Annotated in this window: 23 protein-coding genes and 1 pseudogene; 8 read left to right on the top strand and 16 right to left on the bottom strand. The window is 68.3% G+C overall.

Features of this window, described 5'->3' with window-relative positions:
* Window positions 1–10: 10 nt before the first annotated feature.
* The 10 genes from EJP69_RS03285 to EJP69_RS03240 all read right to left on the bottom strand — a co-directional run bounded on the left by EJP69_RS03285 (window position 11) and on the right by EJP69_RS03240 (window position 11,109).
* Window positions 11–676 carry an amino acid ABC transporter permease gene (locus EJP69_RS03285; protein ID WP_093303117.1) on the bottom strand — a complete coding sequence of 222 codons (666 nt, stop codon included), beginning with the start codon at window positions 674–676 and terminating at the stop codon, window positions 11–13.
* A 43-nt stretch (window positions 677–719) separates the two neighbouring features.
* Window positions 720–1,757 carry an L-idonate 5-dehydrogenase gene (locus EJP69_RS03280; protein ID WP_126468719.1) on the bottom strand — a complete coding sequence of 346 codons (1,038 nt, stop codon included), beginning with the start codon at window positions 1,755–1,757 and terminating at the stop codon, window positions 720–722.
* A 112-nt stretch (window positions 1,758–1,869) separates the two neighbouring features.
* Window positions 1,870–2,706: a substrate-binding periplasmic protein gene (locus EJP69_RS03275; RefSeq protein ID WP_126468718.1), complete on the bottom strand. Its 837-nt coding sequence runs from the start codon at window positions 2,704–2,706 to the stop codon at window positions 1,870–1,872.
* A gap of 50 nt (window positions 2,707–2,756) precedes the next feature.
* Window positions 2,757–3,602, bottom strand: a complete 846-nt coding sequence (locus tag EJP69_RS03270) for a substrate-binding periplasmic protein (protein ID WP_093303123.1) — start codon at window positions 3,600–3,602, stop codon at window positions 2,757–2,759.
* 61 nt (window positions 3,603–3,663) lie between these two features.
* Window positions 3,664–4,395 carry a FadR/GntR family transcriptional regulator gene (locus EJP69_RS03265; protein WP_126468717.1) on the bottom strand — a complete coding sequence of 244 codons (732 nt, stop codon included), beginning with the start codon at window positions 4,393–4,395 and terminating at the stop codon, window positions 3,664–3,666.
* Between the two features lie 85 nt (window positions 4,396–4,480).
* The gene (locus EJP69_RS03260) at window positions 4,481–4,837 is read right to left on the bottom strand and encodes a response regulator (RefSeq protein WP_126468716.1); all 357 of its coding nucleotides are present in this window, start codon (window positions 4,835–4,837) and stop codon (window positions 4,481–4,483) included.
* A 51-nt stretch (window positions 4,838–4,888) separates the two neighbouring features.
* The gene (locus EJP69_RS03255) at window positions 4,889–6,112 is read right to left on the bottom strand and encodes a hybrid sensor histidine kinase/response regulator (protein WP_126468715.1); all 1,224 of its coding nucleotides are present in this window, start codon (window positions 6,110–6,112) and stop codon (window positions 4,889–4,891) included.
* Complete coding sequence (locus EJP69_RS03250; RefSeq protein WP_240652017.1) at window positions 6,102–6,719, bottom strand: chemotaxis protein CheB; 618 nt, start codon at window positions 6,717–6,719, stop codon at window positions 6,102–6,104. Before EJP69_RS03250 ends, EJP69_RS03255 begins: the two co-directional genes overlap by 11 nt.
* Window positions 6,716–7,606, bottom strand: a complete 891-nt coding sequence (locus EJP69_RS03245; protein ID WP_420824197.1) for a CheR family methyltransferase — start codon at window positions 7,604–7,606, stop codon at window positions 6,716–6,718. Before EJP69_RS03245 ends, EJP69_RS03250 begins: the two co-directional genes overlap by 4 nt.
* On the bottom strand, window positions 7,603–11,109 hold the full coding sequence (locus tag EJP69_RS03240) for a response regulator (RefSeq protein WP_126468714.1): 3,507 nt from the start codon (window positions 11,107–11,109) through the stop codon (window positions 7,603–7,605). Before EJP69_RS03240 ends, EJP69_RS03245 begins: the two co-directional genes overlap by 4 nt.
* A gap of 155 nt (window positions 11,110–11,264) precedes the next feature.
* Here EJP69_RS03240 and EJP69_RS03235 point away from each other — a divergent pair, with 155 nt between their 5' ends.
* The 5 genes and pseudogenes from EJP69_RS03235 to EJP69_RS03220 all read left to right on the top strand — a co-directional run bounded on the left by EJP69_RS03235 (window position 11,265) and on the right by EJP69_RS03220 (window position 16,253).
* Window positions 11,265–13,589, top strand: a complete 2,325-nt coding sequence (locus EJP69_RS03235) for an ATP-dependent DNA helicase (protein ID WP_126468713.1) — start codon at window positions 11,265–11,267, stop codon at window positions 13,587–13,589.
* Window positions 13,549–14,187: pseudogene (locus EJP69_RS30035) on the top strand (hypothetical protein); the annotation flags it as partial. The gene EJP69_RS03235 and the pseudogene EJP69_RS30035, both read left to right, overlap by 41 nt.
* A gap of 72 nt (window positions 14,188–14,259) precedes the next feature.
* Entirely contained in the window at window positions 14,260–15,018 is a 759-nt protein-coding gene (locus EJP69_RS29775) for a glycoside hydrolase family 16 protein (protein WP_240652015.1), read from the top strand.
* A gap of 27 nt (window positions 15,019–15,045) precedes the next feature.
* Window positions 15,046–15,666: an alpha-ketoglutarate-dependent dioxygenase AlkB gene (locus tag EJP69_RS03225; RefSeq protein ID WP_093195266.1), complete on the top strand. Its 621-nt coding sequence runs from the start codon at window positions 15,046–15,048 to the stop codon at window positions 15,664–15,666.
* Window positions 15,663–16,253, top strand: a complete 591-nt coding sequence (locus EJP69_RS03220; protein WP_093195265.1) for a DUF4304 domain-containing protein — start codon at window positions 15,663–15,665, stop codon at window positions 16,251–16,253. Before EJP69_RS03225 ends, EJP69_RS03220 begins: the two co-directional genes overlap by 4 nt.
* An 11-nt stretch (window positions 16,254–16,264) precedes the next feature.
* Here the strand turns inward: EJP69_RS03220 and EJP69_RS03215 are convergent, their stop codons facing one another.
* The 6 genes from EJP69_RS03215 to EJP69_RS03190 are packed head-to-tail and all read right to left on the bottom strand — an operon-like array spanning window position 16,265 to window position 23,407.
* Window positions 16,265–17,833 (bottom strand): ABC transporter substrate-binding protein, encoded by a 1,569-nt coding sequence (locus EJP69_RS03215; RefSeq protein WP_126468711.1) that lies wholly within the window; start codon window positions 17,831–17,833, stop codon window positions 16,265–16,267.
* A 35-nt stretch (window positions 17,834–17,868) separates the two neighbouring features.
* Window positions 17,869–19,566: an ABC transporter ATP-binding protein gene (locus tag EJP69_RS03210; RefSeq protein WP_126468710.1), complete on the bottom strand. Its 1,698-nt coding sequence runs from the start codon at window positions 19,564–19,566 to the stop codon at window positions 17,869–17,871.
* Entirely contained in the window at window positions 19,563–20,390 is an 828-nt protein-coding gene (locus tag EJP69_RS03205) for an ABC transporter permease (RefSeq protein ID WP_093303141.1), read from the bottom strand. The genes EJP69_RS03210 and EJP69_RS03205 overlap by 4 nt, the downstream gene beginning before the upstream one ends.
* A gap of 5 nt (window positions 20,391–20,395) precedes the next feature.
* Window positions 20,396–21,340, bottom strand: a complete 945-nt coding sequence (locus tag EJP69_RS03200; protein WP_126468709.1) for an ABC transporter permease — start codon at window positions 21,338–21,340, stop codon at window positions 20,396–20,398.
* A 34-nt stretch (window positions 21,341–21,374) separates the two neighbouring features.
* Window positions 21,375–22,259, bottom strand: a complete 885-nt coding sequence (locus EJP69_RS03195) for an alpha/beta hydrolase family protein (RefSeq protein ID WP_093195260.1) — start codon at window positions 22,257–22,259, stop codon at window positions 21,375–21,377.
* Between the two features lie 14 nt (window positions 22,260–22,273).
* Window positions 22,274–23,407, bottom strand: a complete 1,134-nt coding sequence (locus EJP69_RS03190; RefSeq protein ID WP_126468708.1) for a C45 family autoproteolytic acyltransferase/hydrolase — start codon at window positions 23,405–23,407, stop codon at window positions 22,274–22,276.
* Window positions 23,408–23,572: 165 nt separating this feature from the next.
* Here EJP69_RS03190 and EJP69_RS03185 point away from each other — a divergent pair, with 165 nt between their 5' ends.
* The 3 genes from EJP69_RS03185 (at window position 23,573) to EJP69_RS03175 (ending at window position 25,772) form a co-directional block, all read left to right on the top strand.
* Window positions 23,573–24,466, top strand: a complete 894-nt coding sequence (locus EJP69_RS03185) for a LysR substrate-binding domain-containing protein (RefSeq protein ID WP_093195258.1) — start codon at window positions 23,573–23,575, stop codon at window positions 24,464–24,466.
* Between the two features lie 110 nt (window positions 24,467–24,576).
* Window positions 24,577–24,888 (top strand): plasmid stabilization protein, encoded by a 312-nt coding sequence (locus tag EJP69_RS03180; RefSeq protein ID WP_126468707.1) that lies wholly within the window; start codon window positions 24,577–24,579, stop codon window positions 24,886–24,888.
* Between the two features lie 17 nt (window positions 24,889–24,905).
* Complete coding sequence (locus EJP69_RS03175) at window positions 24,906–25,772, top strand: NmrA family NAD(P)-binding protein (RefSeq protein WP_126468706.1); 867 nt, start codon at window positions 24,906–24,908, stop codon at window positions 25,770–25,772.
* The last annotated feature ends 182 nt before the right edge of the window (window positions 25,773–25,954 follow it).

Here is a 25,954-nt window from a genome sequence, read left to right as displayed (position 1 = left end):
GGTCCTTCGTCTAGGAGCGGCCGAGGTGCGCGAAGCGGCGGTAGAGCCGGTCCACGCCCCGCGTCACGGGGAACAGGATGCAGAAGTAGGCGACCATCACCGCGGTGAACACCTCCACCGGCCGGTAGCTCTGGCCGGCCACGGTCTCGGCGCGGTGCATCAGCTCGGGCACCGCGATCACGGTGGCGATGGCCGTGTCCTTGATGGCGATGGTGAGGATCGAGCCGAAGGCCGGCAGCATCCGCACGATGGCCTGCGGCAGCAGCACCTTGCGCAGGATCTGCGCGCGCGACATGCCCAGCGCCAGTGCGGCGCGCGTCTGGCCCGGGCGGATCGACTCGATGCCGGCGCGGATCACTTCCGCCGCGTAGGCTGCGATGTGCAGCGTGAGCGCGACCAGCGCCGCCCAGAAGGGCGGGAAGGTCACGTTCGCGATGATCGGGAACGCGAAGTAGATCCAGATCAGTACCACCAGCACCGGAATGGCGCGCATCGAGTCGATGTAGAACACCAGCAGCGGCCGCAGCCAGCGCGGGCCGTACAGCCGCAGCAGCGCGATCGCCAGGCCCGCGAGCAGGCTCGTGACCGCGCTGACGATGCTCAGCAGCACCGTCATGCCCAGGCCGCTGGCGAAGAAGCGCCAGTTGTCCACGATGGGGGAGAAATCGAAGTCCATGCGAGGAGGCTCCGTCAGTTGGAAGGGAAGGGCGCGGCCATCGTCAGAACGTGACCATCACCTTCATCGCGCGCTGCCGGTCGGCCGCCAGCGCGAAGGCTTCGTGCACGCGGGCCACGGGCACGGCGTCGGTGAGCAGCGGCGACACGTCGAGCACGCCGCGGCTGAGGTAGTCGACCGCCCATGCGTACTCGTCGACGAAGCGGAAGCTGCCCACGAAGGAAAGGCTCTTCACCATGATCTGGTTGAAGGGGCAGGCTTCGCTGTTTCCGCTCAGCGTGCCCACCTGCACGATGGTGCCGCGCGGGCGCGTGAGGCGGATGCAGTTGGCCAGCCCGGCGTAGTTGCCCGAGACCTCGAAGCTCGCGTCGACCTGGCCCTTGCCCTCGGCCAGGGCCTCGAGCGCAGCCGGGTCCTTCGCCACGTTGATGGTCTGCGTGGCGCCCACGCGGGTGCAGGCTGCGAGCGTCTGGTCGACGATGTCGACCGCGATGAGCCGGCTCGCGCCCGCCAGCTTCGCGGCCATGAGGATCAGCGCGCCGATGGGCCCCGCGCCGACAACCATCACCGTCTTGCCCAGCAGCGAGCCGGCCTCCTGCACTGCGTGCAGTGCCACCGCCAGCGGCTCGCCGAAGGCGGCCAGTTCGAAGGGCAGGCCCTCGGGCACTGGCACGCACTGGCTCGCCTCGACGACCACCTGCTCGCGCATCGCGCCCTGCATGTGAGGCCACTTGCTGGCGCTGCCGAAGAAATGCACGTTCTCGCAGTGGTTGGAGGCACCCATGCGGCAGAAGCGGCACTGGCCGCAGGTGCGCGATGGGTTGATCGCCACGCGGTCGCCCGCGCGCACCGACGTCACCTGCGAGCCCACCTCCAGCACCTGGCCCGAGGCCTCGTGGCCCGGCGTGAGTGGAGCGCGGATCAGGAAGTCGCCGACGCGCCCGTGCTGGTAGTAGTGCAGGTCGGAGCCGCAGATGCCCACGGCCTTGATGCCGACGCGCACCTGCGTAGGAGACAGCACCTCGACGGGAGCGTCTTCCACGCGAAGGTCGCGGGCTCCGTGGATCTGGCAATTCAACATGTTGGGAACCTCGATGAAATGATGGGCAAAGCGTGGCCCGCGGGCGCGCCGATGGCGGCGGCCCGGAAGGCTCTGTCGGGGAAATGCGGTGCGCCTCGTGGGGGCGCCCGGCTTACTTCAGGTTCTGCGTCATGCGGCGTTCCTCGGCGGTCACCGCCGGCTGCATGCGCTGCGCCACCGCGCGCAGCCAGTCGAGGTACACCTGCTGGTCCTTGGCCACGCCCATGCCGGCCTGGATCTCGAAGATCTTGCTGTCCTGGCAGTCGTTCTCCTTCGGGAACGCGGCAAGGCCTTTCACCTTCTTGCTGATGTTGGGCCACAGCATGCGGTTGAGCGGCGCCACGTCGGAGCGGCCGGCCAGCACTTCCTCGATGGGCGCGACCGAGCCCGAATTGGCCACGCCGCGCAGCCTGGCCTTGGGGAACTGCTGGCGCACCAGCGGCTCCTCGCCGGCGCCGGAGAAATACGCGACGGTGATCTCGGGCTTGTTGAAATCCTCCAGCGTCTTGGCGCTCGTGAACTTGGGGTTGTCGGCGCGGCCGAACATGCACACTCCGGTGCTGGAGAAGGTCACGAAGTCGATGATCTTGGCGCGCTCGGCCGTCTGGTTCAGCGGGCCGATCATGATGTCCATCTGGTTGGCCACCAGCGCGGGCACCTTGGTCTCGTGGCTCACCGCCACCGGCACCATCTTCACGCCGAGCAGCTTGGCGAACTCCTTGCCCAGCAGCCACGAGGGGCCGGCCCAGTCCTCGCCGTCGCCGCTGGTGTTCTGCACCAGCCAGGGCGGGTTGTTGACCACGCCCACGCGCAGCACGCCGGCCTTGCGGATGGCATCGACGCGCTGGCTGGCACCGGGCGCGGGCGGAGTCTGGGCCAGTGCCGCCTGGCCCAGGGCCAGGAGCGTCGCGGCGACCACGGAGCGGGCCAGGAAAGTAGCGATCTTCATGACGGTCTTCCTTCGGAGTTGCTGGTGTTCGTGCAGGGCGGCGCGGCCGTTCACTGGAGCCCGCCGACGATGCGCGCCTCGTCGGCATCGAGCCGCGCCTTCTGCGCCTTGGCGACATCGCGAAGCCAGTTCAGGTAGGCGGGCTGGTTCTTGTCCACCGCCAGGCCCACGGGCGAGGCCTTCTCGGTGCTCGACTGGCAGTTGTTTTCCTTCGGCAGCACGGCCAGGCCCTTGACCTTGTGCTGCAGCGTGACCCAGGGCACGCGGTTGATCGGCGCGGCATCGGCGCGGCGGGCCATGATTTCCTCGACCGGGGCCGTCGCGCCCGAGCTTGCGACCGCGCGCAGCTTCGCCTGCGGAAAGCGCTGCTTCACCCAGGCCTCTTCGGCGCCGCCGGTGAAGTAGGCGATGGTCACGTCGGGCCGGTTCAACTCGTCCACCGAACTCGCCTTGCCCAGCTTCGCGTTGTCGGCGCGGCCGAACATGCACACGCTGGTGGAGGAGTAGATGACGAAGTCCACCACCTTCAGCCGCTCCGGCGTCTCGCCCAGCGGGCTGATGGTCATGTCGACCTGGTTGGCCGCGAGCACCGGCACCTTGGTCTCGTGCGAGACCGGCACGGTGCGCAGCTTCACGCCCAGCTGCTTCGCGTATTCGTTGGCCAGCAGCCAGGCCGGGCCGCTCCAGGGCTCGCCCTGGCCGGTGGTGTTCTCGATGAGCCAGGGCGCGTTCTGCAGCACGCCCACGCGCAGCTCGCCGGCCTTGCGGATCGCGTCGATGCGCGGGCTGGCGCCAGGGGCGGGCTGGGCAGATGCGCCGGTTGCGGCGGCGGCCAGCAAAGTCAGGGCGAAGCAATGCGCGGCGATGCGGCATCGCCGATTGACAGTCGATCTCATGGTTTGTCTCCGTGGTTTTCGGGGTGGCTCCGGCCCGAGGCCGGTCACCGGGTGCCTGCTCTCAGCGCCAGGCTTGCGCGAACTCGCTGATCACGCGCTCGATGTGCGCGCGCATCGCCTTGCGGGCGCCGTCCGCATCGCGTTCCAGCAGTGCGTTGAAAACGCGCTGGTGGTCGTCCTGCGAGGCGCGGCGCAAGGCCGGTGTGTGGAAGTGGGCTTCCAGCTGGGACCAGATCGGCGCCTTGGTGTGGTCCCACACCGCGGTCACCATCTGCAGAAGCACGCTGTTGCCGGTCGACTCGGCAATGCGCAGGTGGAACAGGCGGTCGGCCGCCTCGTTGGCTTCCTTGTCGTGCATCTTCTCGCGCATCTCGGCGAGCGCGGCATAGATGCGGTCGAGGTCGCTGTCCTTGCGGCTCTCGGCGGCCACCGCCGCGATCTCGCCCTCGATCAGGCAGCGCGCGCGCAGCAGCTCGAAGGGGCCCGGGCCGGGCGAGAGGGTGTAGGCCGAAGGCGGCGCGGCAGCGCCGGGCGCCGGCGCGCAGACATAGATGCCCGAGCCGCCGCGCACTTCGACGTTGCCCTGGATCTCCAGGACGATGATCGCCTCGCGCACCAGCGTGCGGCTCACGTTGAAGCGGTCGGCCAGCGCGCGCTCGGACGGAAGGCGGTCGCCCACCTTGAATTCACCCTCGGTGATGAGGGCGGCGATGCCGGCCGCGAGCTTCTGGTACGAGCGGTCGGAATCCGGCTCGCTCGCAGGCAGGCGTGGGAGTTCGTGGATGGTTGCCATGTGGTGAGCCAGTCTAAAAGTGGTTCACCAATTTCCCGATAGTGGTTTACCACTAGGCTGCGCACGGGCAGCCGGATGGGTCGGCTCAGTGCTGCGCGAGGATGCGCTCGAGCTTCTCGATGTCGATCGGCTTCTGCAGGTGGTGGTCGAACAGCCCCTCCGCCGACTGGCCGGCCATGTCCTGCGCCGAGAAGCCGGTCACGGCAACCAGCAGCTTCGGCGTGCCCTCGGCCTTGCTCTCGCGCAGCCGGCGGGCCACCTCGGTGCCCGGCATGTCGGGCAGGCCGAGATCGATCAGCGCGGCGTCGAAGCTCTCGGCGGCGGCCGCGTCCAGCGCCTGCTGCGCAGAGTAGGTGCAGCGCGCCGTGTGGTCGTGCAGGCCCAGCAGCTCCTGCAGCAGGTCGGCCGAAGCCTTGTTGTCGTCGACGATCAGCACGTTCACGGGAAGTCTTCTTTCAGGTCAATCGGTAAGGTCGGATCAGGCCGGGCTCGGCTATGTTCCGTGGCCCTCGCCAGCGGCGGCGTCGGGCGCGCGCAGCGGCAGCTCGACCACAAAGCGCGAGCCTTCGCCCGGCGCGCTCTCCACGGCGATCCGCCCGCCGTGCAGGTCGACGATCTTGCGCGTGATGTAGAGCCCCAGGCCCAGACCCGCCGCGTGCTTGCGGCTGACGTCGGTACGCTCGAACTGCTCGAAGATCCGCCCCTGGTCCTCGGGCGCAATGCCGATGCCCTGGTCGCGCACGGCCACCTGGGCGCTGTTTCCCAGCTGCTGCACGACCATCTCGACCGGCTTGCCGCCGCCGTAGCGCAGCGCGTTGGTCAGCAGGTTGGTCAGCACCTGTTCGATGCGGAATTCGTCCCACGCGCCGCGCAGCTCGGCCGGCGCCGACAGCGTGATGACCGTGCCGGCGGACTCGGCCTGCTGGTGCAGGTTCTCCACCACCGCCTGCGCGAGCGCCGCGAGATCCACCGGCTGCGGCTTGATCGACAGCGCGTCGCGCCGCATGCGCGTGACGTCGAGCATGTCGTCGATCAGCCGCACCATGTTGCGGATCTGCCGCTGGTCGCGCTCGATCATCGCGGGCAGCCGCTCGGGCGCGAAGCTGTCGAGCTTGCCCTTCGACAGGTGCAGCTGGCGCAGCTGCGCCTCGAGGTAGAGCGTGTTGAGCGGCGTGCGCAGCTCGTGCGACACCATCGACATGAAGTCGTCGCGCATGCGCACCGCGTGCTCCAGCTCGTGCTGCGTCTGCTGCAGTTGCTGCACCAGCTCTTCCTGCTTCTTGTGCGCGGCGGCGAGCGAATCCATCTCGTGCCGCAGTGCCTTGCGGTGCTGGTAGAGGTCGACGAACACATTCACCTTGCTGACCACCGCGTGCGGGTCGAGCGGCTTGTGCAGGAAGTCGACTGCGCCGCTCTCGTAGCCCTGGAAGGCGTAGTTCAGCTCGCGCCCGGCGGCGCTCACGAAGATGATCGGGATGTGCCGCGTGCGCTCGGTGCCGCGCATCAGCTCGGCCAGCTCGAAGCCGTTCATGCCGGGCATCTGCACGTCGACGATGGCGAGCGCGAATTCGTGCTCCAGCAGCAGCGCCAGCGCGGCGTCGGCCGATCCGGCACGGAAGGCGGTGCGGCCCGGTGCGCGAATCAGCGCTTCCAGTGCCAGCAGGTTCTCCGGCAGGTCGTCCACGAGCAGCAGCTTGCTTTCGATGTCAATGTTCACGGACGGCCTCCAGTTGGAGCAGCAGGTTGCGCAGTTCGCGCAAGGGCAGCACGTAGTCGGGAATGTGGCGCGCGATGGCGGCGAGGGGCATGGTGGGAATCTGGGCTTCCTTGGGTTCCTGCACGGCGGTGAGCCCGCCGGCCAGATGGATCCGGTGCAGGCCCTCGGCTCCGTCGTCGTTCGCGCCGGTCAGCAGGAAGCCGGCGAGGGCGGGGCCGTAGGCATCGGCGGCGGAGGCCATCAGTACGTCGATGGACGGCCGCGAGAACAGCACCGGCGGCTCGCAGCTCAGCGAGAACGAGCGCTCGCGTTCTATCGACAGGTGGTAGCCGGGCGGCGCGAAGTACAGGCTGCCGTCGGTCAGCGGCATCTTGTCGTTGGCCTCGCGCACCGGAATCGGCAGGCGCTGCGCGAAGATCTCGGCGAGATGGCTCTCGTGCTCCTCGGGCAGGTGCAGCACCACCGCCATCGGGATGTGCCAGCCGGCCGGCAGGTCGTGCAGCAGCGTGGAGAGCGCGTCTATGCCGCCGGCCGAGGCGCCCAGCACCACGGCATCCACGCGCTTGCGAACGGGCGAGCGCAGGTGGCGCTTCATCTGGCCTGTCATGCGGCCTTCTTGCGGTAGATGCGCTCGGCACGCGCGTGCGTGTCGAAGCGGTCGGAGTAGCCGGAGAAGTCGATGCTTTCCTTCGACCCCAGCCCGAGGAAGCCGCGATGCGACAGCGACTCGTGGAACAGGCCCAGGGCCCGGTCCTGCAGCTCGCGGTTGAAGTAGATCAGCACGTTGCGGCACGACACGAGCTGCGTCTCGGCGAACACGCTGTCGGTCGCCAGGCTGTGGTCGGCGAAGATCACGTCGGCGCACAGCGTGGGGTCGAAGCGCGCCGCCTCGTAGGCGGCGGTGTAGTAGTCGGAGAACGCGCTGCGCCCGCCCGCGCGCTGGTAGTTGGTGGTGTAGCCCCGGATGGCCTCCAGCGGGAAGATGCCCTGGCGCGCCTTCTCGAGCGAGGCCGGGTTGATGTCGGTGGCGTAGATCTGCGTGCGCGCGAGCAGGCCTTCCTCGCGCAGCAGGATGGCCAGCGAGAACACTTCCTCGCCGGTGCTGCAGCCCGCCACCCACACCTTGACCGAAGGGTAGGTGTGCAGGATCGGCACCACGTGCTGCCGCAGCGCCAGGAAGTAGGCCGGGTCGCGGAACATCTCGCTCACCGGAATCGTCAGGAACTGCAGCAGCCGACCGAAGAGCGCGGGGTCGCGCAGCACGCGTTCCTGCAGCGCAGAGATGCTGGGCAGCCCGAGCTGGTCGAGCGCGTGCATCACGCGGCGCTTCTGCGAGGCCACCGTGTAGTTGCGGAAGTCGTAGCTGTACTTGAGGTAGATCGCCTCCATCAGCAGGCGCAGCTCGATCTCGGTGTCGCTCAGCGGCTGCAGCGGCGCAGGCGTGGGCCTGGGCGAGGAAGGCGGCGAGGAGGGCGGAGGGGCAGGGCGGCTCACAGGCGCTCCATCTTCGGCATCCACACGCGCAGCAGCGAGAACAGCCGCTCCAGGTCCACCGGCTTGGCGAGGTAGTCGTTGGCGCCGGCGGCCAGGCACTGCTCGCGGTCGTCCTTGGTGGCCTTGGCGGTGATGGCGATCACCGGCATCTTCTCGAAGCGCGGATCGCCGCGCAGGCGGCGCGTGGCTTCGAGGCCGTCCATCTCCGGCATCATGATGTCCATCAGCACGAGGTCGATCTCGCTCACCTGGTCGAGCTTCTCCAGCGCCTCGCGGCCGTTGCGGCCGATCTCCACGATGGCGCCGCGCTGCTCCAGCGCGCTGGTGAGCGCGAAGATGTTTCGCACGTCGTCGTCCACCAGCAGGATGGTGCGGCCCTCGAAGATGCGGTCGCGCCCGCGCGCAGTCTTCAGCATGCCCTGGCGCTCGCTCGAAAGCTCGGCCTCCACCTTGTGCAGGAACAGCGTCACCTCGTCGAGCAGGCGCTCCGGGGAGCGCGCGCCCTTGATGATGATCGAGCGCGAGTAGCGCTGCAGCTCGGTCTCCTCGTCGCGCGTGAGATTGCGCCCGGTGTAGACGATGACCGGCGGGAACGACACGATCTCTTCCGCCGCCATGGCCTTCAGCAGCTCGCTGCCCTGCATGTCGGGCAGCTTCAGGTCGGTGATCATGCAGTCGAACACGCGGGTGCGAAGCAGCTCCAGCGCCTCTTCGCCGGAGCCGACGGCGACGATCTCGATGTCGTCGTCGCCGATCAGCCTGATGACGCTCTCGCGCTGCAGCTCGTCGTCTTCCACCAGCAGCACGACCTTGACCTTCTGCGTGAGCTTTTCCTCCAGCCGGCCGAACACCTTCATCAGCTCGGCGCGGGTGGCGGGCTTCAGCGCATAGCCGACGGCGCCCATCTGCAGCGCCGCTCCCTGAGCGCTCTCGGCGGCGGAGACCACGTGGATCGGAATGTGCCGGGTGTGCGGCGAATCCTTCAGCCGCTGCAGCACGTCCAGGCCGGTGCTGTCGGGCAGGCGCATGTCCAGCAGGATGGCGTCGGGCAGGAACTGCGTGGCCAGGTCGAAGCCGTCGGCCGCGCCGTGCGCCACGAGGCAGCGGTAGCCGAGCTCGTGCGCCAGGTCGTAGAGGATGTGCGCGAACTGGGGCTCGTCCTCGATCACGAGCACGCGGCGCACCTGGTCGCGGGGCAGTGCGCGGTCGTCGGCGAACTGCGGCGCGGGTACCGGGGACGGGGGCTTGGGGGCCAGCGGAGCCTGCGCGTGTGCATGTGCGTTTGCATGCGCGGGCGAGTGTGCGGCTCTCGGCGTGTAGATCGCCGGCTGCTGCGGTTGTTGCTGCGTCGCCGATGCCTGCGGAGCCACGGCCGGCAGCTGCAGCGTGAAGGTGCTGCCCTGGCCCGCCGTGCTTTCGACGGTGAGCGTGCCGCCCAGCAGCTGCGTGAGGTCGCGCGAGATCGACAGGCCCAGCCCGGTGCCGCCGTAGCGCCGGCTGGTTGTGCCGTCGGCCTGGCGGAAGGCCTCGAAGATCAGCTCGTGCTGCTGCGGATCGATGCCGATGCCCGAGTCGGACACCGCGAACGCGGCCCCGCCGCCGGCGGCCGGCGAGATGACCAGCGCCACTTCGCCGCTGTCGGTGAACTTGATCGCATTCGACAGCAGGTTCTTCAGGATCTGCTCCACCCGCTGCCGGTCGGTGAGCAGCGTGACCGGCGCGTCGGGCCGCACTTCCAGCCTGAAGCGCAGGCTCTTCTGCATGGCGAGCGGGCCGAAGGTGCTTTCCAGGCCGTTGGCGAGCTTGGCCAGCGTCACGTCTTCGGGCACCACTTCGAGCTTGCCGGCTTCGACCTTCGCGATGTCGAGGATGTCGTTGATGAGCACCAGCAAGTCGTTGCCCGAGGAATAGATCGACTCCGCGAACTTCACCTGCTCGCTCGTGAGGTTGCCTTGGGGGTTGTCGCCCAGCAGCTTGGCGAGGATGAGCGCGCTGTTGAGCGGCGTGCGCAGCTCGTGCGACATGTTGGCGAGAAATTCGGACTTGTAGCGGCTGGCGCGTTGCAGCTCGTCGGCGCGGTCTTCCAGGTCGCGCTGCACGCGTCGCAGCGCGGTGTTGCGCTGGTCGAGCGCCTCGGTGCGCTCGGAGAGCTGGCTGTTGGTCTGCTCCAGCTCGGCCTGCTGGTTCTCCAGCATGGCCTGCGAGGCGCGCAGCGCGCGCGACTGTTCTTCCAGTTCCTCGTTGGCGGTGCGCAGCTCTTCCTGCTGCACCTGCAGCTCCTCGTTGAGCTGCTGGGTCTCGGCCAGCACGTCCTGCAGCTGCTCGCGGTAGCGCGCCGCGGCCAGCGAGGTGCCGATGTCGTCGGCCACCAGGTCGACCAGCTGGTTGCCGCGCTCGTCCAGTGCGCCGGGCAGGCCGAGCTCGACCACGCCGTTGACCATGCCGCTGCTCGCCACCGGCAGCAGCAGCACCGCCTTCGGCGCCATTTCGCCCAGGCCCGAGTTGACCTTCAGGTAGTCGGCGTCGACCGGGTCGAGCAGCATGCGCCGCCGTTCGGCCGCCGCCTGGCCGATCAGGCTCTCGGTGGGCGAGAAGACCTGCGGCGTGGCTTCGGCGGCGCTCGAGAAGCCGTAGCTGGCCGCCCGGCGCAGCGGGCCGTGGCGCTCGCGCACGTAGATGGCGCCGACCGACGTGCCCAGGTGCCGCGAGAAGAAGGCGAGGATCTTGCGGCCCATGTCCGGTGCGCTGAGCTCGCCGACGAGTTCGCCCACCAGCTCGGTCTGAGCGCCGCGCAGCCAGGCCTCGTGGGCGAGGCGGTCGGCGTGGTCGGACTGCTCCTTGAGCACCACGTCGTAGCTTTCCGACAGCAGCATCAGCTGGCGCCGTCCGAAGTAGGCGACCAGCCCGGTGAAGCTCAGCGTGAACAGCAGGAACAGCCCGACCACCCACCAGGCGGTGCGGTTGGCCTCGTTGTTGCGCTGGAAGCGCAGGGCCTGTTCGGTTTCCATGAAGGCGGTGAACTCGGCGCGCATGCTGTCGGTCAGCCGCTTGCCCCGGCCCAGGCGCACCACCATCTGGGCGTCCTCTCCCTTGCGGTGTGTCGCGATCAACTCGGCGGCGTAGTCGTTCCAGCTGCTCTGGATGGAGGCGATGCGGTCGAGGCGCTCGACCTGCTGGCGGTTGTCCGACACCAGCTCGCGCAGCGCGGCCGTATCGGCCTTGACGCGGGGCAGGGCGCTTTGGTACGGCTCCAGGAAGCTCTCGTCGCTGGTGATCAGGAAGCCGCGCATGCCGGTTTCCATGTCGATGCTCTGGCGCTGCAGTTCGCTGGCGGCACGGGTGACGCGGTCCGTGTGCTCTACCCAGCCGATGGTCGACAGCAGGAACAGGATCAGCCCGACGAACACCACCGCCCCGAACAGACCGCCGATCAGAGGGAGCTTGATGTTGCGGCTCAGCAGACGCTCGAAATCGTCAGGGTCGATCGCGGTTGGAGTTTTCATTGGCGCTGTTCGTAAGCAAAACTGTAAGCAAAACTCATGAAGTTTTGCCGATAAATACGCGTGTCCCTGTCGGAGAAGACCCCGTCAGGGCACCCGGGCAGACGCGGGGACGCGGCTCGCGTCGCTATACTGTAATTTCATACAGTTGATGCCAGATGGGCTCCGAACCCTCCTGTCCGCGAGACGCGGCCCCCGTTGTTGCCGAGCACGTAGTTTCCGTCAAGGCGCTGTGCGCCTTCGGCGCGAAGGCGGGCGACCTCGACCTGCGCTTCGTGCCCGCGCCCAGCGCGCTCGAAGGCATGGCGGGGCATGCGCTGGTGCAGCACCGGCGCGATCCCGAGCACTACGTCTGCGAGGTCGGGCTCGAAGCCAGCTGCGGCGCGCTGCGCGTGCGCGGGCGGGTCGACGGCTACGAGGTGCGCAGCGCCCGCGTCGAGGAAATCAAGACCTTCCGCGGCGACTTCGACGCCATCCGCGGCAACCATCGCGCGCTGCACTGGGCCCAGGCCCGCACCTACGGCTGGATGCTCTGCGAGCAGCACGGCCACGACGCGATGACGGTCGCGCTGGTGTACCTCGACCTCGCCACCGGCGACGAGACCGTGCTCGAGGAGCACCACACCCGCGAAGCGCTGAAGGAGCACTTCGAGCAGCTGTGCGGCCGCTACAGCGACTGGGCGAGGAGCGAAGCCGCCCATCGCGAGGCGCTGGACGGCACGCTGGAGCGGCTCGAATTTCCGCACCGCGCCTTCCGAGCCGGCCAGCGCGAACTGGCCGAGGCCGTCTACCGCGCGGCCGTGGGCGGACGCTGCCTGATGGCGCAGGCGCCCACGGGCATCGGCAAGACGCTGGCCACCATCTTCCCGATGCTCAAGGCCCGCGCGGCACGAAGAATCGACAGGCTCTTCTTCCTCACGGCCAAGACTTCCGGCCGGCCGGTCGCACTCGATGCGCTGCGCGTGCTCGACAGGGGCCAGGGGCAGGGCAGGCTGCGCGTGCTCGAACTCGCGGCCCGCGAGAAGGTCTGCGAATACCCCGACCGCGCCTGCCACGGCGATGCCTGCCCGCTTGCGCGAGGCTTCTACGACCGCCTTCCGGCCGCGCGCGAGCAGGCCGCGCAGGTGGCCTGGCTCGATCGCGACGCGCTGCGCGACATCGCACTCGCGCACGAGGTGTGCCCCTATTTCCTCGCGCAGGAAATGGCGTACTGGGCCGACGCCATCGTCGGCGACTACAACTACTACTTCGACGGCAGCGCCTTCCTCTACGCCACCATGCGCGATGCCGACTGGCGGGCGGCCGTGCTGGTGGACGAGGCCCACAACCTGCTGGAGCGCGCGCGCGGCATGTACACCGCGCAGCTCGAAGGCGCCGCGCTCGAGGAAGCGCACCGCGCGGCGCCGGCCGCGCTGCGCGGCCCGCTGGCACGCCTGTTCCGCGAATGGGACACCGTGCAGCAGTCGCAGGTGGCCGACTACGAAACCGCCGACGAGATTCCCGAGCGGTTCCTGCGCACCCTGCAGGCCGCCAACACCGCCATGGCCGAATACTTCGCGGCTACGCCCGAAGCCTCGCAGGGGCCGCTGCAGCGCTTCTTCTTCGACGCGCTGCACTTCGCCCGGCTGGCCGAGGCCTTCGGCGACCATTCGGTGTTCGAGCGCACGTTGGGCGCCACCCAGCAGGATCGCGGCCTCGCCATCCGCAACCTGGTGCCCGCGCCGTTCCTCCAGACGCGCTTCGGCGACGCGGTGTCGGTCACCTGCTTCTCGGGCACGCTGTCGCCCTTCGAGTTCTATCGCGACGCGCTGGGCCTGCCCGAAGACACCGCGTTGCTCGACGTCGCCTCGCCCTTCGACAGCACCCAGCTTCGCGTCGAAGTGGCAACGCACGTGTCGACGCGCTTCCGAGACCGGGCGGGCTCGCTGCGCGACGTGGCCGACATCATCGGCGCGCAGTTCGAGCGCCTGCCGGGCAACTACCTGGCCTTCTTCAGCAGCTTCGACTACCTGGAGAAAGCCTGCGCCGCCTTTTCGCGGCGACACCCCGGCGTGCCCGTGTGGACGCAGACCCGCGGCATGCGCGAGGCCGACCGCCAGGATTTCGTGGCGCGCTTCGAGGAGGGCGGCCGGGGCGTCGGCTTCGCGGTGCTCGGCGGAGCCTTCGGCGAGGGCATCGACCTGCCGGGCAGCCGGCTGATCGGCGCCTTCGTGGCCAGCCTCGGCCTGCCGCAATACAACCAGCTCAACGAGATCACGCGCGAGCGCATGCAGGCGCGCTTCGGCAAGGGCTACGAATACACCTATCTCTACCCGGGCCTGCAGAAGGTGGTGCAGGCCGCCGGCCGCGTGATCCGCACCGAGGAAGACCGGGGCGTGCTGCACCTGCTCGACGACCGCTTCGCACGCGCGGAGATCCGCGAACTGCTGCCGCGCTGGTGGCATGTGCGGCTGGCGAGGCACGAAGACGATGCGTACCTGTAGGTCGAATCCGGTTCGGATCGGGCGCAATTGCAAACTATTGAAGGTTTGCGTGCCGCTTGCCGGTATTGATTTGAGAGCGCGCGTTGGCTTAAATGACAAATTGAATTGTTATCTTATTGGGCGATTTGAAGCGAAATTAAAATTGGAAGGCAAATTCACGCAAGGAGGAAAGCTTTCCATGAAATCAAATCGCTCAATTGAGCAACCAGTGGCCGCGGAGAAATCACGCAGGCAGTTTCTGCAGACGGGGGCGCGAACTGCGACGGCGCTATTGGGAACTTCAGTTGTTGCCGGATGCGGAGGAGGGAATTCTGGCGGCAGCGTAAACGGCGGGAGCTTTTCGTCTCCAGTAACAAATCCGGCTGCAGAAAACGCATCTTCGACCGCATCAGCGCAAACCGCGGCTACATCACCGTTCGCAGCGCCTCTGGCAAAAAATCCGGTCATCCATTCTTTTTCTCCGGCCTTTGCAATACGAGGAAACGTAATTGTCATCACGGGTGCCGAATTCGACTCGAATGCCTTCGTCAGTTTCGGCGGGGTGCCTGCGACGAAGCTCCGCGTCGACTCCGCGAGCCAGATTTCAGCGACCGTGCCCGAGTCGGCCAAGACCGGCGAGATTTCCGTCCGGACGGCCGGAGGAACGGCGCGATCAAGCACTCAGTTGGTGGTGTCGCATGCGCCCAAGTCGGCGGATGGCTACAAGCTCGCATGGCACGACGAGTTCGAGGGCAGGGCTGTAGACCGTGCCAGGTGGAGCTTGGGCACCAATGTTCGCGACGACGCATTCCAGACGGTCGATGCCGTGAAAGTCGAGGACAGCGTCCTGAAGATCTCGACCTACACGGACCCGTCGACCGGCAGGCACCACACGGGGTGGCTGATTACCAGAGGTCTCTACGAATTCCGCTTCGGATACATCGAGGCCAGCGTCCGCTTCGCATCCAGGCCGGGGCAGTGGGGAGCGGTCTGGTTGATGTCCCAGGCCAACAGGGCGGCCGAGCCGCCGAATCCGGCCGCCGGCGTGGAGGTGGACATCATCGAGCACCGGGCGGTTTCGAAGGACAACGCAGCGGACATCAGCAACGAGTTCTCGAGCGCGGTGCATTGGAACGGCTACGAGAACGGAAAGACGATCTCCCGCGGCAGCGGTCCGCAGCGGCTGCCGGAAAAGCAGTCGTTCTCCAGCTGGCACACGGTGGGTGTGCTCTGGACGCCGGAGGGATACCAGTTCTACCTCGACGGCGCGGAGACGCCGTACGCGACCATCAAGGAAGGCATTTCCCTGAACGACGAATACATCAAGCTCACCTGCGAGATCAAGAACGGCGGCTGGGCGGGCCTCATCCCGCCCGGCGGCTACGGCCCGCTGGGCGCGAGCACCAACGCGACCATGGAAGTCGACTGGGTTCGCGTGTGGCGACCGTAGCGGCTTGACGGCAAGAAGACAGACCAGATGACGCGCGCCACCAGACGCCTCGAACATGCCGGCCAACCCGATCTGTTCGGCGAGGCGCCGGTGGCCGCCATCGAGGGACTGCGCTATGAAAGCGGGTTCCTGTCGCGCGAGGAAGAAGCCGGGCTGCTGCGCATCGTGCAGGCCTTGCCGCTCAAGGAGATGCGCTACAAGGAATACACGGCGCGGCGCCGAGGCACCAGCTTCGGCGGCAGCTACGACTTCGACACCAACCGCCTGAAGCCCGGCGCGCCGCTGCCCGAGGCGCTGCATCCGCTGCGGGCGAAGGCGGCGGCGTGGGCCGGCATGGCGCCCGAGGAACTCACCCACATGCTGATCGCCGAGTACCGGCCCGGCACGCCGTTGGGCTGGCACCGCGATGTGCCCGACTTCGAGGACATCATCGGCGTCTCGCTGCAAGACGATGCGGTGATGCAGTTCCGGCCCTACGTGCGCGGCGCGCCGGCATCGGGCCCCGCCACGCTCGAATTCCTGATCGAGCCGCGCTCCGTGTACCTGCTGCGCGGTCCGGCGCGCTGGGAGTGGCAGCACGCCATCGCGCCGACGAAGGCCTTGCGATACTCGATCACCTTGCGTACCCGGAGGCTGTCTCGCACATGAACCGCACCACTTTCCTCAAGCTGCTGTCGCAGAAGCTGTATCCCGTGCTGAAGGCCGAAGGCTTCCAGGGCTCCGGCCAGACGCTGCGCCGCATCGACGGGCCGTTGATCCATGTGTTCAACGTGCAGGGCGCGAGCGGCGGCAAGGCCTGCTACCTCAACCTCGGCGCGCACCTCGCCTTTCTGCCGAGCGAAGGTGGTGGCACGGTGGCGCCCGAGGAGATGGAGGAGGCCGGCTGCGTCTTCCGCGACCGCATGGAGCCGCCGCCCGGACCGGCCTTCGGCTGGGCCTACGGCACGTCGAAGGAGCAGGCCGAGGAAAGCGTGGAATTCATCGTGAGCGAATGGGCCGGCCCGGGCCGTGCCTTCTTCGCCCGGCATGGCAGCTATCCGCAGAGCTTCGAGCAGATGCTGCGCGAAACCGATCCGGGCCAGATCCACGCGCGAACGGCGCTGCATCTCGCGCGCATCGCGGTGCACCTGGGCGACCGCGAGCGGGCGCAGGCGCTGGTCGATGCCGGCTTGGCGCGCGCGCCGGAACGCGCCACGAGCCTGAAGGCGGACCTCGCCAAGGTCCTGCCGGCCTGAGCGGCAGCGCGCTAGCTGCGCGCAGCGGCGACCGAAACGCCCCAGAGGCGCGGCTTGCCTTCCCACACCGCGAAGCCGCTCACGCGCTTGCGCACGGCCCATGCGTCGAGGTCGTTGAACAGCATCACCATTGGCACCTGCTGGATCATCAGCGCGTGGATCTGGTCGAAGAGAACCTGGCGCTTCTTCGGGTCGGACTCGGCGAAGCTCTCGTCGATCAGCTTCTGCGCCTGCGGGTCGTCCCACACCTTGCGCGCCTGCTTGTCCTTCGGGCCCGAGAACTGCTCGTAGCTCAGCGCCGGATCGAGGCGCGAGGAATAGCTGAAAGAGCTCATCTGGTAGTTGCCGCTGTTGTAGCGGTCGAGCTGCGTGGCCCATTCGAGCACCTCGATCTGCGCATTGATGCCCACCGACTGCATCATGGCCTGTGCCAGCACCGCCACCGTGTAGCTGGGCACGTGGGCGCGCTTGTTGGTCTGGATGGTGATCTTCTCGCCCTTGTAGCCGGCCTCGCGCAGCAGCTTCGCGGCCTGCGCGGGGTCGTAGCGCCACCCCTTCTTCTGGGCGGCGCTGTAGAAGGCCGAGCCCTTGTGGATGGCCGAGTTGTTGACCGAGCCCAGCCCCTCGGAAGCGGCCGCCGCGATCTGCTCGATGTCGAGCGAGGCCGCGATCGCCTGGCGCAGCTTCTGGTTCTTCAGCAGCGGGTCGCGCGTCTGGATCAACAGCACGTTCTTGACGGCCTGGGGCGGCGCCTGCACCGTGAGGTTGCGGTCGTTCTTGAGCTCCTGCGCGTCGCTCGCCGTGATCTGGCCGGCGTCGATGGCGCCGGACTTCAGGCCCGCCGCCGCAGTGGCCGCGTCGGGCACGACGAGAAATTTCACCGAGTCCACCAGCGGCGCCTTCAGTCCGACGTAGCCGTCGGACTTGGTGGCGCCGGGCGTCGAGGTGTAGCCCTTGAAGGCCGCCAGCGTGACGTATTCGCCGCGCTTCCACTCGACGAACTTGAAGGGGCCGGTGCCCACGGGCTTGTCCCAGCTGCCGTCGGCCTTCACCGAGCTCTTGTGCAGGATGGCCGTCATGCCGCAGTCGGTGCGCGCGAGCGTGTCGAGAAACACGGCCGAAGGCTTGTTGATCTTCATCACGAAGGTGCTGTCGTCGGGCGTGGTGGTTTCCACCACCTTCAGGCCGTTGCGGCCGTCGTACTCGGCGGTGCAGCGCCAGTCGGTCTTCGGGTCCATGTAGCGCTTCCAGTTCCAGGCCACGTCGGCGGAGGTCATGGGCGCGTCGTTGTGGAACTTCACGCCCTTGCGCAGCTTGAAGGTGTAGGTCAGGCCGTCGGTCGAGACGTCGACCGACTGCGCCAGCAGCGGTGCCACGCCGCCGTCCTGGCGATAGCCGACCAGCCCCTCGACGATGTTGAGCACCACGCCGTCGGTGGTGTTGTCGCGGTTCACGCCGGGGTTGGTGGAACGGATGTCGGCCGGCTGGGCCACGGTGATGCTGGTCTGCGCGAAGGCGCCCGATGCGGCAAGGCAGGCTGCCGCGATGGCGGCGTGGCGGAAGTTGAAGAAGCGGGACATGAGGAACTCCTGCGGTGCGATGACAAGAAAGGAAATCAGGCGAAGGCCGGCGCGGACGGAGAGGCAGCGGTCGTGGCCAGGGCAGGGGACTCGGCCCCGAAGCGCCAGCGCAGCCGCACGCCGCCGCCGGTTGTCGGCTCCAGCGCCGGAATGGCGGACAGCAGCTTGCGCGTGTAGTCCTGCTGCGGCGCGTCGAACACGGTGTCGCGCGAGCCCTGCTCGACGATGCGGCCGTCCTGCATCACGATCACGCGGTCGGCCACCTGCTCGACCACGCCGAGATCGTGGCTGATGAAGAGGCACGAGAAGCCGTGGCGCTTCTGCAGCTCGGCGAACAGCTCCAGCACCTGCGCGCGCACCGTCACGTCGAGTGCCGACACCGGCTCGTCGGCGATGACGAAGCTCGGCCGCCGCACGATGGCGCGCGCGATGGCCACGCGCTGGCGTTGCCCGCCCGAGAGTTCGTGCGCGTAGCGCTGCGCGAAGCCCGTGCCCAGGCCCACTTCGTCGAGCACCTCCTGCGCGCGGCGGGCCTTGTCGGGCGCCGACATGCCCTTGACCAGTCGCAGGCCTTCGCCCACGAGCTGGCCGATGGTCATGCGCGGATCGAGCGAGGCGTACGGGTCCTGGAAGACCATCTGGCACTGCAGCCGGTAGTCGGACCAGCCGGCGTCGGAGCGCAGGATGGGCCGGCCGTTGAAGAGGATCTCGCCGCCGCTGGGCTTGAGCAGCCCGGCGATGGTGCGGCCCAGCGTGGTCTTGCCGGAACCCGAGCCGCCGACCACCGCGACCACCTCGCGCGGCCGCACGACGAGGTCGATGCCGTGCAGCGCTCGCTTGGGCGTGGCCTTGGCGAACAGGCGGCGATGCCCCGCGTAGTCGACCACCAGGTTGCGCACCTCGACCACCGGTGCCTGGTCGGTCACCTGCCGCGCGGGCAGGCGGCGGGGCATGGCCTGCAGCAGCTCGCGGGTGTATTCGTGCTTCGGGCGTTCGAGCATCTCGTCGGTGCGGCCGGTTTCCTGCACCTCGCCGTGGCGCATCACGACCATGCGCTGGGTGAAGCGAGCCACCATCGGCAGGTCGTGGCTGATCATCAGCACGGCGGTGTTGTGCTCGCGCGTGAGGCCGACCATGAGCTCCAGCACGTCGCGCTGCACCACGGCATCGAGCGCGGTGGTTGGCTCGTCGGCGATCAGCAGCGCGGGCTCCAGCAGCATCACCGAGGCCAGCATCATCCGCTGGCGCATGCCGCCAGAGAACTCGTGCGGCCACGCATCGAGCGCGCCCTTGGGGTCGCGGATGCCGACGCGCGCCAGCATGTCGAGGATGCGTTCCTGCCGCGCGGCCGGCGACAGGTTGCGCCGGTGCAGCGCGAGCGCTTCGCCGAGCTGCCTGCCGATGGTCATCGACGGGTTCAGCGAGGTCATCGGTTCCTGGAACACCATGCCCACGCGCGCGCCGCGCAGTTCGCGCAGCCGCGCCGGCTTCGCCTGTGCCAAGTCTTCGCCCTCGAACAGGATGCGCCCGGCGGCGCGCACCAGTGGCGGGGGCGTGAGGCCCATGATGGCGCGCGCGGCCTGCGTCTTGCCGCTGCCCGACTCGCCGACGATGCCGACCATTTCGCCCGGCGCGATGTCGAAGGACACGTTGCGCACGATCTCTCGCCCGCCGGCGCCGACGGTGATCGTCAGCCCTTCCACGCTGACCAGTGGGGTTGCCTGTGAACTCATTGGACGCCCTTCATGCGCGGATCGAGCCAGTCGCGCACCGCGTCGCCCAGCAGGTTGATGCCCAGCAGCGTCAGCGCGATGCACAGGCCCGGAAGAATCGAGAGATAGCTGGCCTGCGCCATGAACGGGCGGGCAGAAGCGAGCATGTTGCCCCAGGTGGGTGCCGGCGGCGGCACGCCCAGACCGAGGAAGGACAGCGCGCTCTCGGCCAATATCACCCAGCCGAACATCGACGTGGCCAGCACGGTGAGCGGCGCGGTGCAGTTGGGCAGCACGTGGCGCACCATGGTGTAGAGCTCGGAGTTGCCCAGCACGCGCGAGGATTCGATGAACTCCTTCTCGCGCAGCGACAGCACCGTGCCGCGCACGATGCGCGTCACCGAGGGCGTGTAGGCCAGCCCGAGCGCCAGCACGATGCCGTACTGGTTCGCGCCCACCACCGCGAGCAGCCCCAGCGCCAGCAGCAGGCCCGGAAAGGCCAGCAGCGCGTTGTTGAAGGCCATCACGATGCGGTCGGTCCAGCCGCGCAGGAAGCCCGTCAGCACGCCGACGATGCTGCCCATGACGATCGAGAAGCCGACCGTCAGCGTCGCGATCCACACGCTGGTGGCGGCGCCGGCCATGAGCCGCGAGAGCTCGTCGCGGCCGAATTCGTCGGTGCCCAGCGGGAAGGCGCCGCCGGGCAGCTTCAGGCGCGAGCCGAAGTTGATGCGCAGCGGATCGTGCGGCGTCCACACGAGGCTGACGAGCGCCGCGGCCACGATCAGGCCGACGATGGCGATGCCGATCAGTGCGTTGAGGGGAATGCGCTTCTTGCGTTTCATCGTTGTCATTCGACGGCCACTCGAGGGTCGAAGAAGGGGTAGCAAAGGTCGATGACGAGGTTGACCACCACGTAGATCACCGCCACGAAGAGCAGGCAGCCCTGGATCACCGGGTAGTCGCGCGCGAAGATCGCGTCGACCAGCAGCCGGCCCAGGCCCGGAATGGTGAACACCGTCTCCACCACCGCGATGCCGCCGAGCAGGTTGCCCAGCACCAGGCCGATCAGCGTCCAGGTCGGGCCGAAGGCGTTGCGGAAGGCATGGCGCATCAGCACCGCGCGCTCCGACAGGCCCTTGGCGCGTGCGTGGGTGATGTAGTCCAGCCGCAGCACCTCGAGCGTGCTGGCGCGCGCCATGCGCATCAGCACGCCGATCTCGTGCAGGAACAGCGTGAGTATCGGCAGCACCAGGTAGAGCAGGCCGTTCTTCCAGTCCTCGGAAATGCCCACGTATCCCACCACCGGAAGCCAGCCCAGCTTCAGGCCGAACAGCAGCAGAAGCAGCAGGCCGAGCCAGAAGGTCGGAATGGACACCAGCATCGTCGCCGCGCCCACCAGCAGCAGGTCGGGCGAGCGGTTCTGCTTCCACGCGGCGATCATGCCGGCGGGCACCGCCACCATCGCGGCCAGAGCCACGGCCACCAGCACGATGCGGCCGCTGATGAGAAAGCGGTCGGTCACGAGCGAGAGCACGTCCTGCCCGGTGTTGATGGACGTGCCCAGGTCGCCCTGCAGCACGTGGCCGAACCAGATGCCGAACTGCGCCGGCACGGAGCGGTCGAGGCCGAGGCGCTCGCGCAGCTCGGCCAGGCTGGCGGGCGTGGCGAGGTCGCCCAGCAGCAGCTGCGCGGGGTCGCCGGGAATCAGCCGTATCAGCACGAACACCGACACCGCCACGATCAGCAGTGTGGGGATCGCCATCGCGATGCGGGAGGCTGCGAAGCGGAACATGTGCAGTCTTCCTTGGTCGTTGCCTGCGGTGGCCTCAGGCCGGGGACGGCGCTGCGCGCACCGCCTGCAGCGCCTGGGCGAAGAAGTCCTGCACGTGGTCCACGCAGGCCAGCCCGTTGTGCGGCACGTTGTCCAGCAGGTCGAAGCTCACCTTGACGCCCGCCGCCTCGAAGGAGCGGCGCAGCGTTTCCAGCCGCTCGGGCCGGGTGCGGCCGGCATCGTTGGCACCGGGCATGTAGTACTTGCCGCCCTCGCGGTGCGTGATCTCCCAGGTCTCGATGTCGGCCTTGCCGGCAATCATGTGGACCGGCACGCGGCGCAGGGCCTCGAGGTTCATCGGCTTGCCGAAGCGGTCCGCGAAATCCTTCGTGCCCACCCACCAGCCTTGCTCGGGGTCGATCAGCGTGACCGAGCCCGGCGCGCCGATCGACACGGCCCACAGGCGCTCGGGGTGCAGCATCGCGAAGCGGTTGGCGAACTGGCCGCCGCCCGAGTAGCCGAAGAGGGCGAAGCGGCTGAAGTCGCAGCCGAACTTCTCCGCCACTTCTTCGACCATGTCCAGCAGGATGCGGTCGTAGTGGATGTCGGCTTCGATCAGGTGCTTGAAGCCGTCGCGGTTGCCGTCGCCGCGCACGCCGGCCGGGAACAGCGGGCACAGCACGATGCAGTCGTTCCACCTGGCGAAGCCGCTGAAGGCCTCGCGGTAGTTGACGAAGGCGCGGCCGGTGCCGTGCACCACCACCACCAGCTGCATCGGCCGCGTGCCGGGCTTGCCGACGTGCTCGGGCACGTAGGTGCAGTAGGAAAAGCGCGGGTCGCTGCGCGAGGCGTAGATGGTGCTGGGGCCCAGGTCGTAGATGGCGCGGGCGCGCTGGTCGGCAAAGGCCGTGGGTGCTTCGGCGGGAGTGCTGGTGTTCATGGAGTGCGGGGCGATCAGAGCGTGTATTCCTGGAAATTGCGGGCTTCGTAGGGCTTGCGCGCCACCCACATGACGCGGTTGGCCGCGTCCATGAGCGTGGTGGCGACGGTGGCCGAGATGCTGCTGAAGTCGGCCGGCTTCGGTGTGCGCAGCACGCCGTCGGGCTTGCCGAACTCGTCGGCCAGCGCGGCCTTGACGTGGCTCCAGTCGATGCGGTCTCCGCCGCGGCGCAAGGCGTTCTCCACGCGGTGCTGGCGGTAGATGCTGTCGGGTCGCTGCGGCAGGCCGGGGTCGCGCAGCTTGACGACGGCGGCGGGCGACATCCAGTGGTTGGCGTGCACCAGCAGGTCGTTCTCGGGCAGGGTCCAGAAGATCTCGCCGGGCGAGGTCTCGAGGCTGATGCCCGAGCCGTCGTTGCCGGTGGACTGGGCCAGGATCATGTTGTTGGCGCAGTAGCGCTTGGAAGCCCAGATGGTCTTCATCGCCTGCGCGAGGTTGGCGGCTTCCAGCACGCGGCGGCGCAGCAGCACGAGCGGCACGCCGGCGCCTTTCTGGAAGTCTTCGTGGCAGGTCAGCGAATTGCCGGTGAGCGACACGCCGTTGCTGTTGAAGCCGTGCCGCGCGAGCGCGCCGGCCTCGGTAAAGGTGAGCATGTCGGGGCCGCCGGCGTTGCGGATGCGCAGCACGATGCCGGTGTCCACGCATTCCTGGCGCCAGTCCCAGTTGTGGGCGTGCATCAGTCGGCCGGTGGCCGAGCGCGCGGGCAGCACGACGAGGCCGGTGCAGTCGCCGTCCTCCGACGGGGCCGCATCCGCAGCGGGCTCGGGGGAGCGCTTCATGTCGGCATAGCCGAAGAGCATCTCGGTGCGGCAGTTGATCATCACGATGTCTTCGAGCGGCACGCCCGCGCCTTCGGCGATGCCGCGCATCTCCTCGAGGTAGCTCGCGTCGTAGGCCTCGATCAGCGGGAGCATCGATTGCGCCAGGTGGCGGATGGTGGCCTCGTCCAGGCCGCGGCGGCCGAGCTGCGCGCGGTAGAGCGCGACGCCGCCGGCCACGCGCTCGGGCACGGCGCGGCCGTGCTGCAGGCCGCGCTCGCGTGGCGTACCGGAAACATCGACAAGAGGAAAGTATTGGGGGGCGGTCATGGAGTGCTTGCTTTTCGGGGTGATCCTGTCATCTGCCTGCCGCCTGAAGGCGCTAGAGCGACGACCTTGGCCCGCATTGTTTTGCAAGCACAGGAAAAAATAAATTTAAAAAATATTTAGAATTAATAAACAAATTCTTTCTCATTTGCCAATGCGTGCCCGGGCATGAGCAGCATCCGATTTCTTCGCACCTTCGTCGCCGCGGCCCGCGGCGGCTCCTTCGCGGCGGCGGCCGACCAGGTCGCGCTCACCCAGGCGGCCGTGGGCCAGCAGATGCGCGCGCTCGAGGCCGAGCTGAAGAAGACGCTGTTCGACAAGACAGGCCGCACCATGGTGCTGAGCCCCGCGGGGCACCTGCTGCTGCCGCGCGCCGAGGAGCTGCTCGCGCAGTACGAGTCCATGCGCCGCGACCTGCAGGACCAGCGGCAGATCGCGGGCACCATCAAGCTCGGCTCGCTCATCACCGCCATGGGCCTGCTGTCGAGCACGCTGGCGCAGCTCAAGTCGCTGCATCCGAACCTCGAAGTCGAGCTGCGCGTGCGCGAGCAGACCCAGCTGATGCAGGACGTGGTGAGCGGCGAGCTCGATGCGGCCGTGGTCGTCGAGCGGCAATGGCCCGAAGCGCCGGGCCTGCTGTGGACGCCGTGTTACGACGAGACGCTCACGGTGCTCGCCAACTCGAGCATCGCCTCGCCGGACGCGAGCATCGCGACCCTGTTCGCGACCCAGCCCTTCATCCGCTTCGACCGGCGCACGCCCACCGGCGCGCGCATCGACCGCATCCTGCGGCGCCTGCAACTGGTGCCCAAGGAGTTCCTGGAGCTCAACTCGCTGCTGGCCATTGCCGAGCTGGTACGCAAGAACGTCGGCTTCAGCATGGTGCCGCTGCTGAAGAACTTCGACTGGGAGAGCGATCCGGCGCTGAGCGTGCTGCAGCTGCCCGGCAGGCCGGTGGCGCGTCGCGTCGGCATGCTGGAGAACGGGCGGCGCAGCCACATCACCGGCGTGGTCCGCGAGGAGATGCTGGCGCACCTGCGGCGCATGAAGCCGGGCTCCTGAGTGCAGGGGAACGCCGGACAACGCTGACGCCCGGCGCGCGCGTCTTCTTACCCACGGCGCGCGCGGTGTGCCCAGCATGGAAGCTCCTCAACCAACCGCAGGAGCAAGGCATGCCCAGAGGCGACAAGTCGTCCTACACGGACAAGCAGAAGCGACAGGCCGAGCACATCGAGAAAGGCTACGAGCATCGCGGCGTGGGCAAGGGCGAAGCCGAGCGCCGCGCCTGGGCCACGGTGAATGCCGAGACCGGCGGCGGCAAGAAGAGCGGCTCCGGCCGCGGCAAGGCCGAGAACCACGGGCCTTCGCGCAAGGGCGGAAGGCTTGGCGGCGCGGCAGCGGCGCACCGCACGGCGGCCGAGCGGTCGGCCTCGGCGAAGAAGGCCGCCGTCACGCGCAAGCGCAACGCCGAGAAGCGCGGCTGAACCGACGGGAGCCGCCGATGCACATCATCCTCGGAGCGACCGGCCACGTCGGTTCGGCACTGGCGCAGGCCCTGCTCGAGCGCAGCGAGCCGGTAACGGTGGTCACGCGCGACGCGCACAAGGCCGAGGCCCTGCGTACCAAGGGCGCGCACGTGGTGCAGGCCGACGTGTTCGACACGCACGCGCTGCACCGCATCTTCATGGGCGGACATCGCGTCTTCGTGCTGAACCCGCCTGCGGCGCCGTCCGCCGACACGGTGGCCGAGGAGCACAGGAGCCTGCGCGCCATTCTTTCGGCGCTCGAAGGCTGCAGGCTCGAGAAGATCGTTGCCGAATCGACGTACGGAGCGCAGCCCGGCGAAGGCCTTGGCGACCTCGGCGTGCTGTACGACATGGAACAGGCACTGGGCGCCGGGCCGGTGCCGTTCAGCGCCATCCGCGCCGCCTACTACATGAGCAACTGGGACGCCTCGCTGGACACCGCGCGCAAGGAGGGCAAGGTCTACAGCATGTTCCCTTCGGACTTCAGGCTGCCGATGGTGGCGCCGCACGATCTCGGCCAGTTCGCCGCGAAGCTGATGCTCGGCCCGGCCGAATCCTCGGGGCCGCACCATGTCGAAGGGCCGCAGCGCTATTCGCCCGGCGACGTGGCGCGGGCTTTTTCGGAGGCGCTGGGAAAGCCGGTGGAACTGGTCGAGACGCCGCGTGCGCAACTGGAGCAGGCGTTCGAGTCGCTGGGTTTTTCAAGTGCCGCCGCCAGGTCGTACGCCGCCATGACGCGCGCCACGCTGGACCAGCACTACGAGCCGCCCGTGAAGCCCGTGCGAGGCGAGGTTCCGCTGCGCGACTACATCGTGGCACTGGTGAGAAAGAGCTCGGGCTGAGCTGCCTGGCGCGGGCTGCTGAAACCCGCCATCGTGCATGTCCGAAATCCGCTTGCTTCGCCGTGAAGCCCCGGAAACCGGACATTCATGACCTGTTTCTGGCGCCAGCCGGACAACTTGCGTTTTCCCGCCACGCAGCCGCGAACGCAGGAAGCCGGCTTGTTCCGCGACGTTGCTCCCAA

Source organism: Variovorax gossypii (assembly GCF_003965815.1).
In the GTDB taxonomy this organism is placed as follows: domain Bacteria; phylum Pseudomonadota; class Gammaproteobacteria; order Burkholderiales; family Burkholderiaceae_C; genus Variovorax; species Variovorax gossypii.
This window is presented reverse-complemented; position numbering and strand designations above follow the sequence as displayed.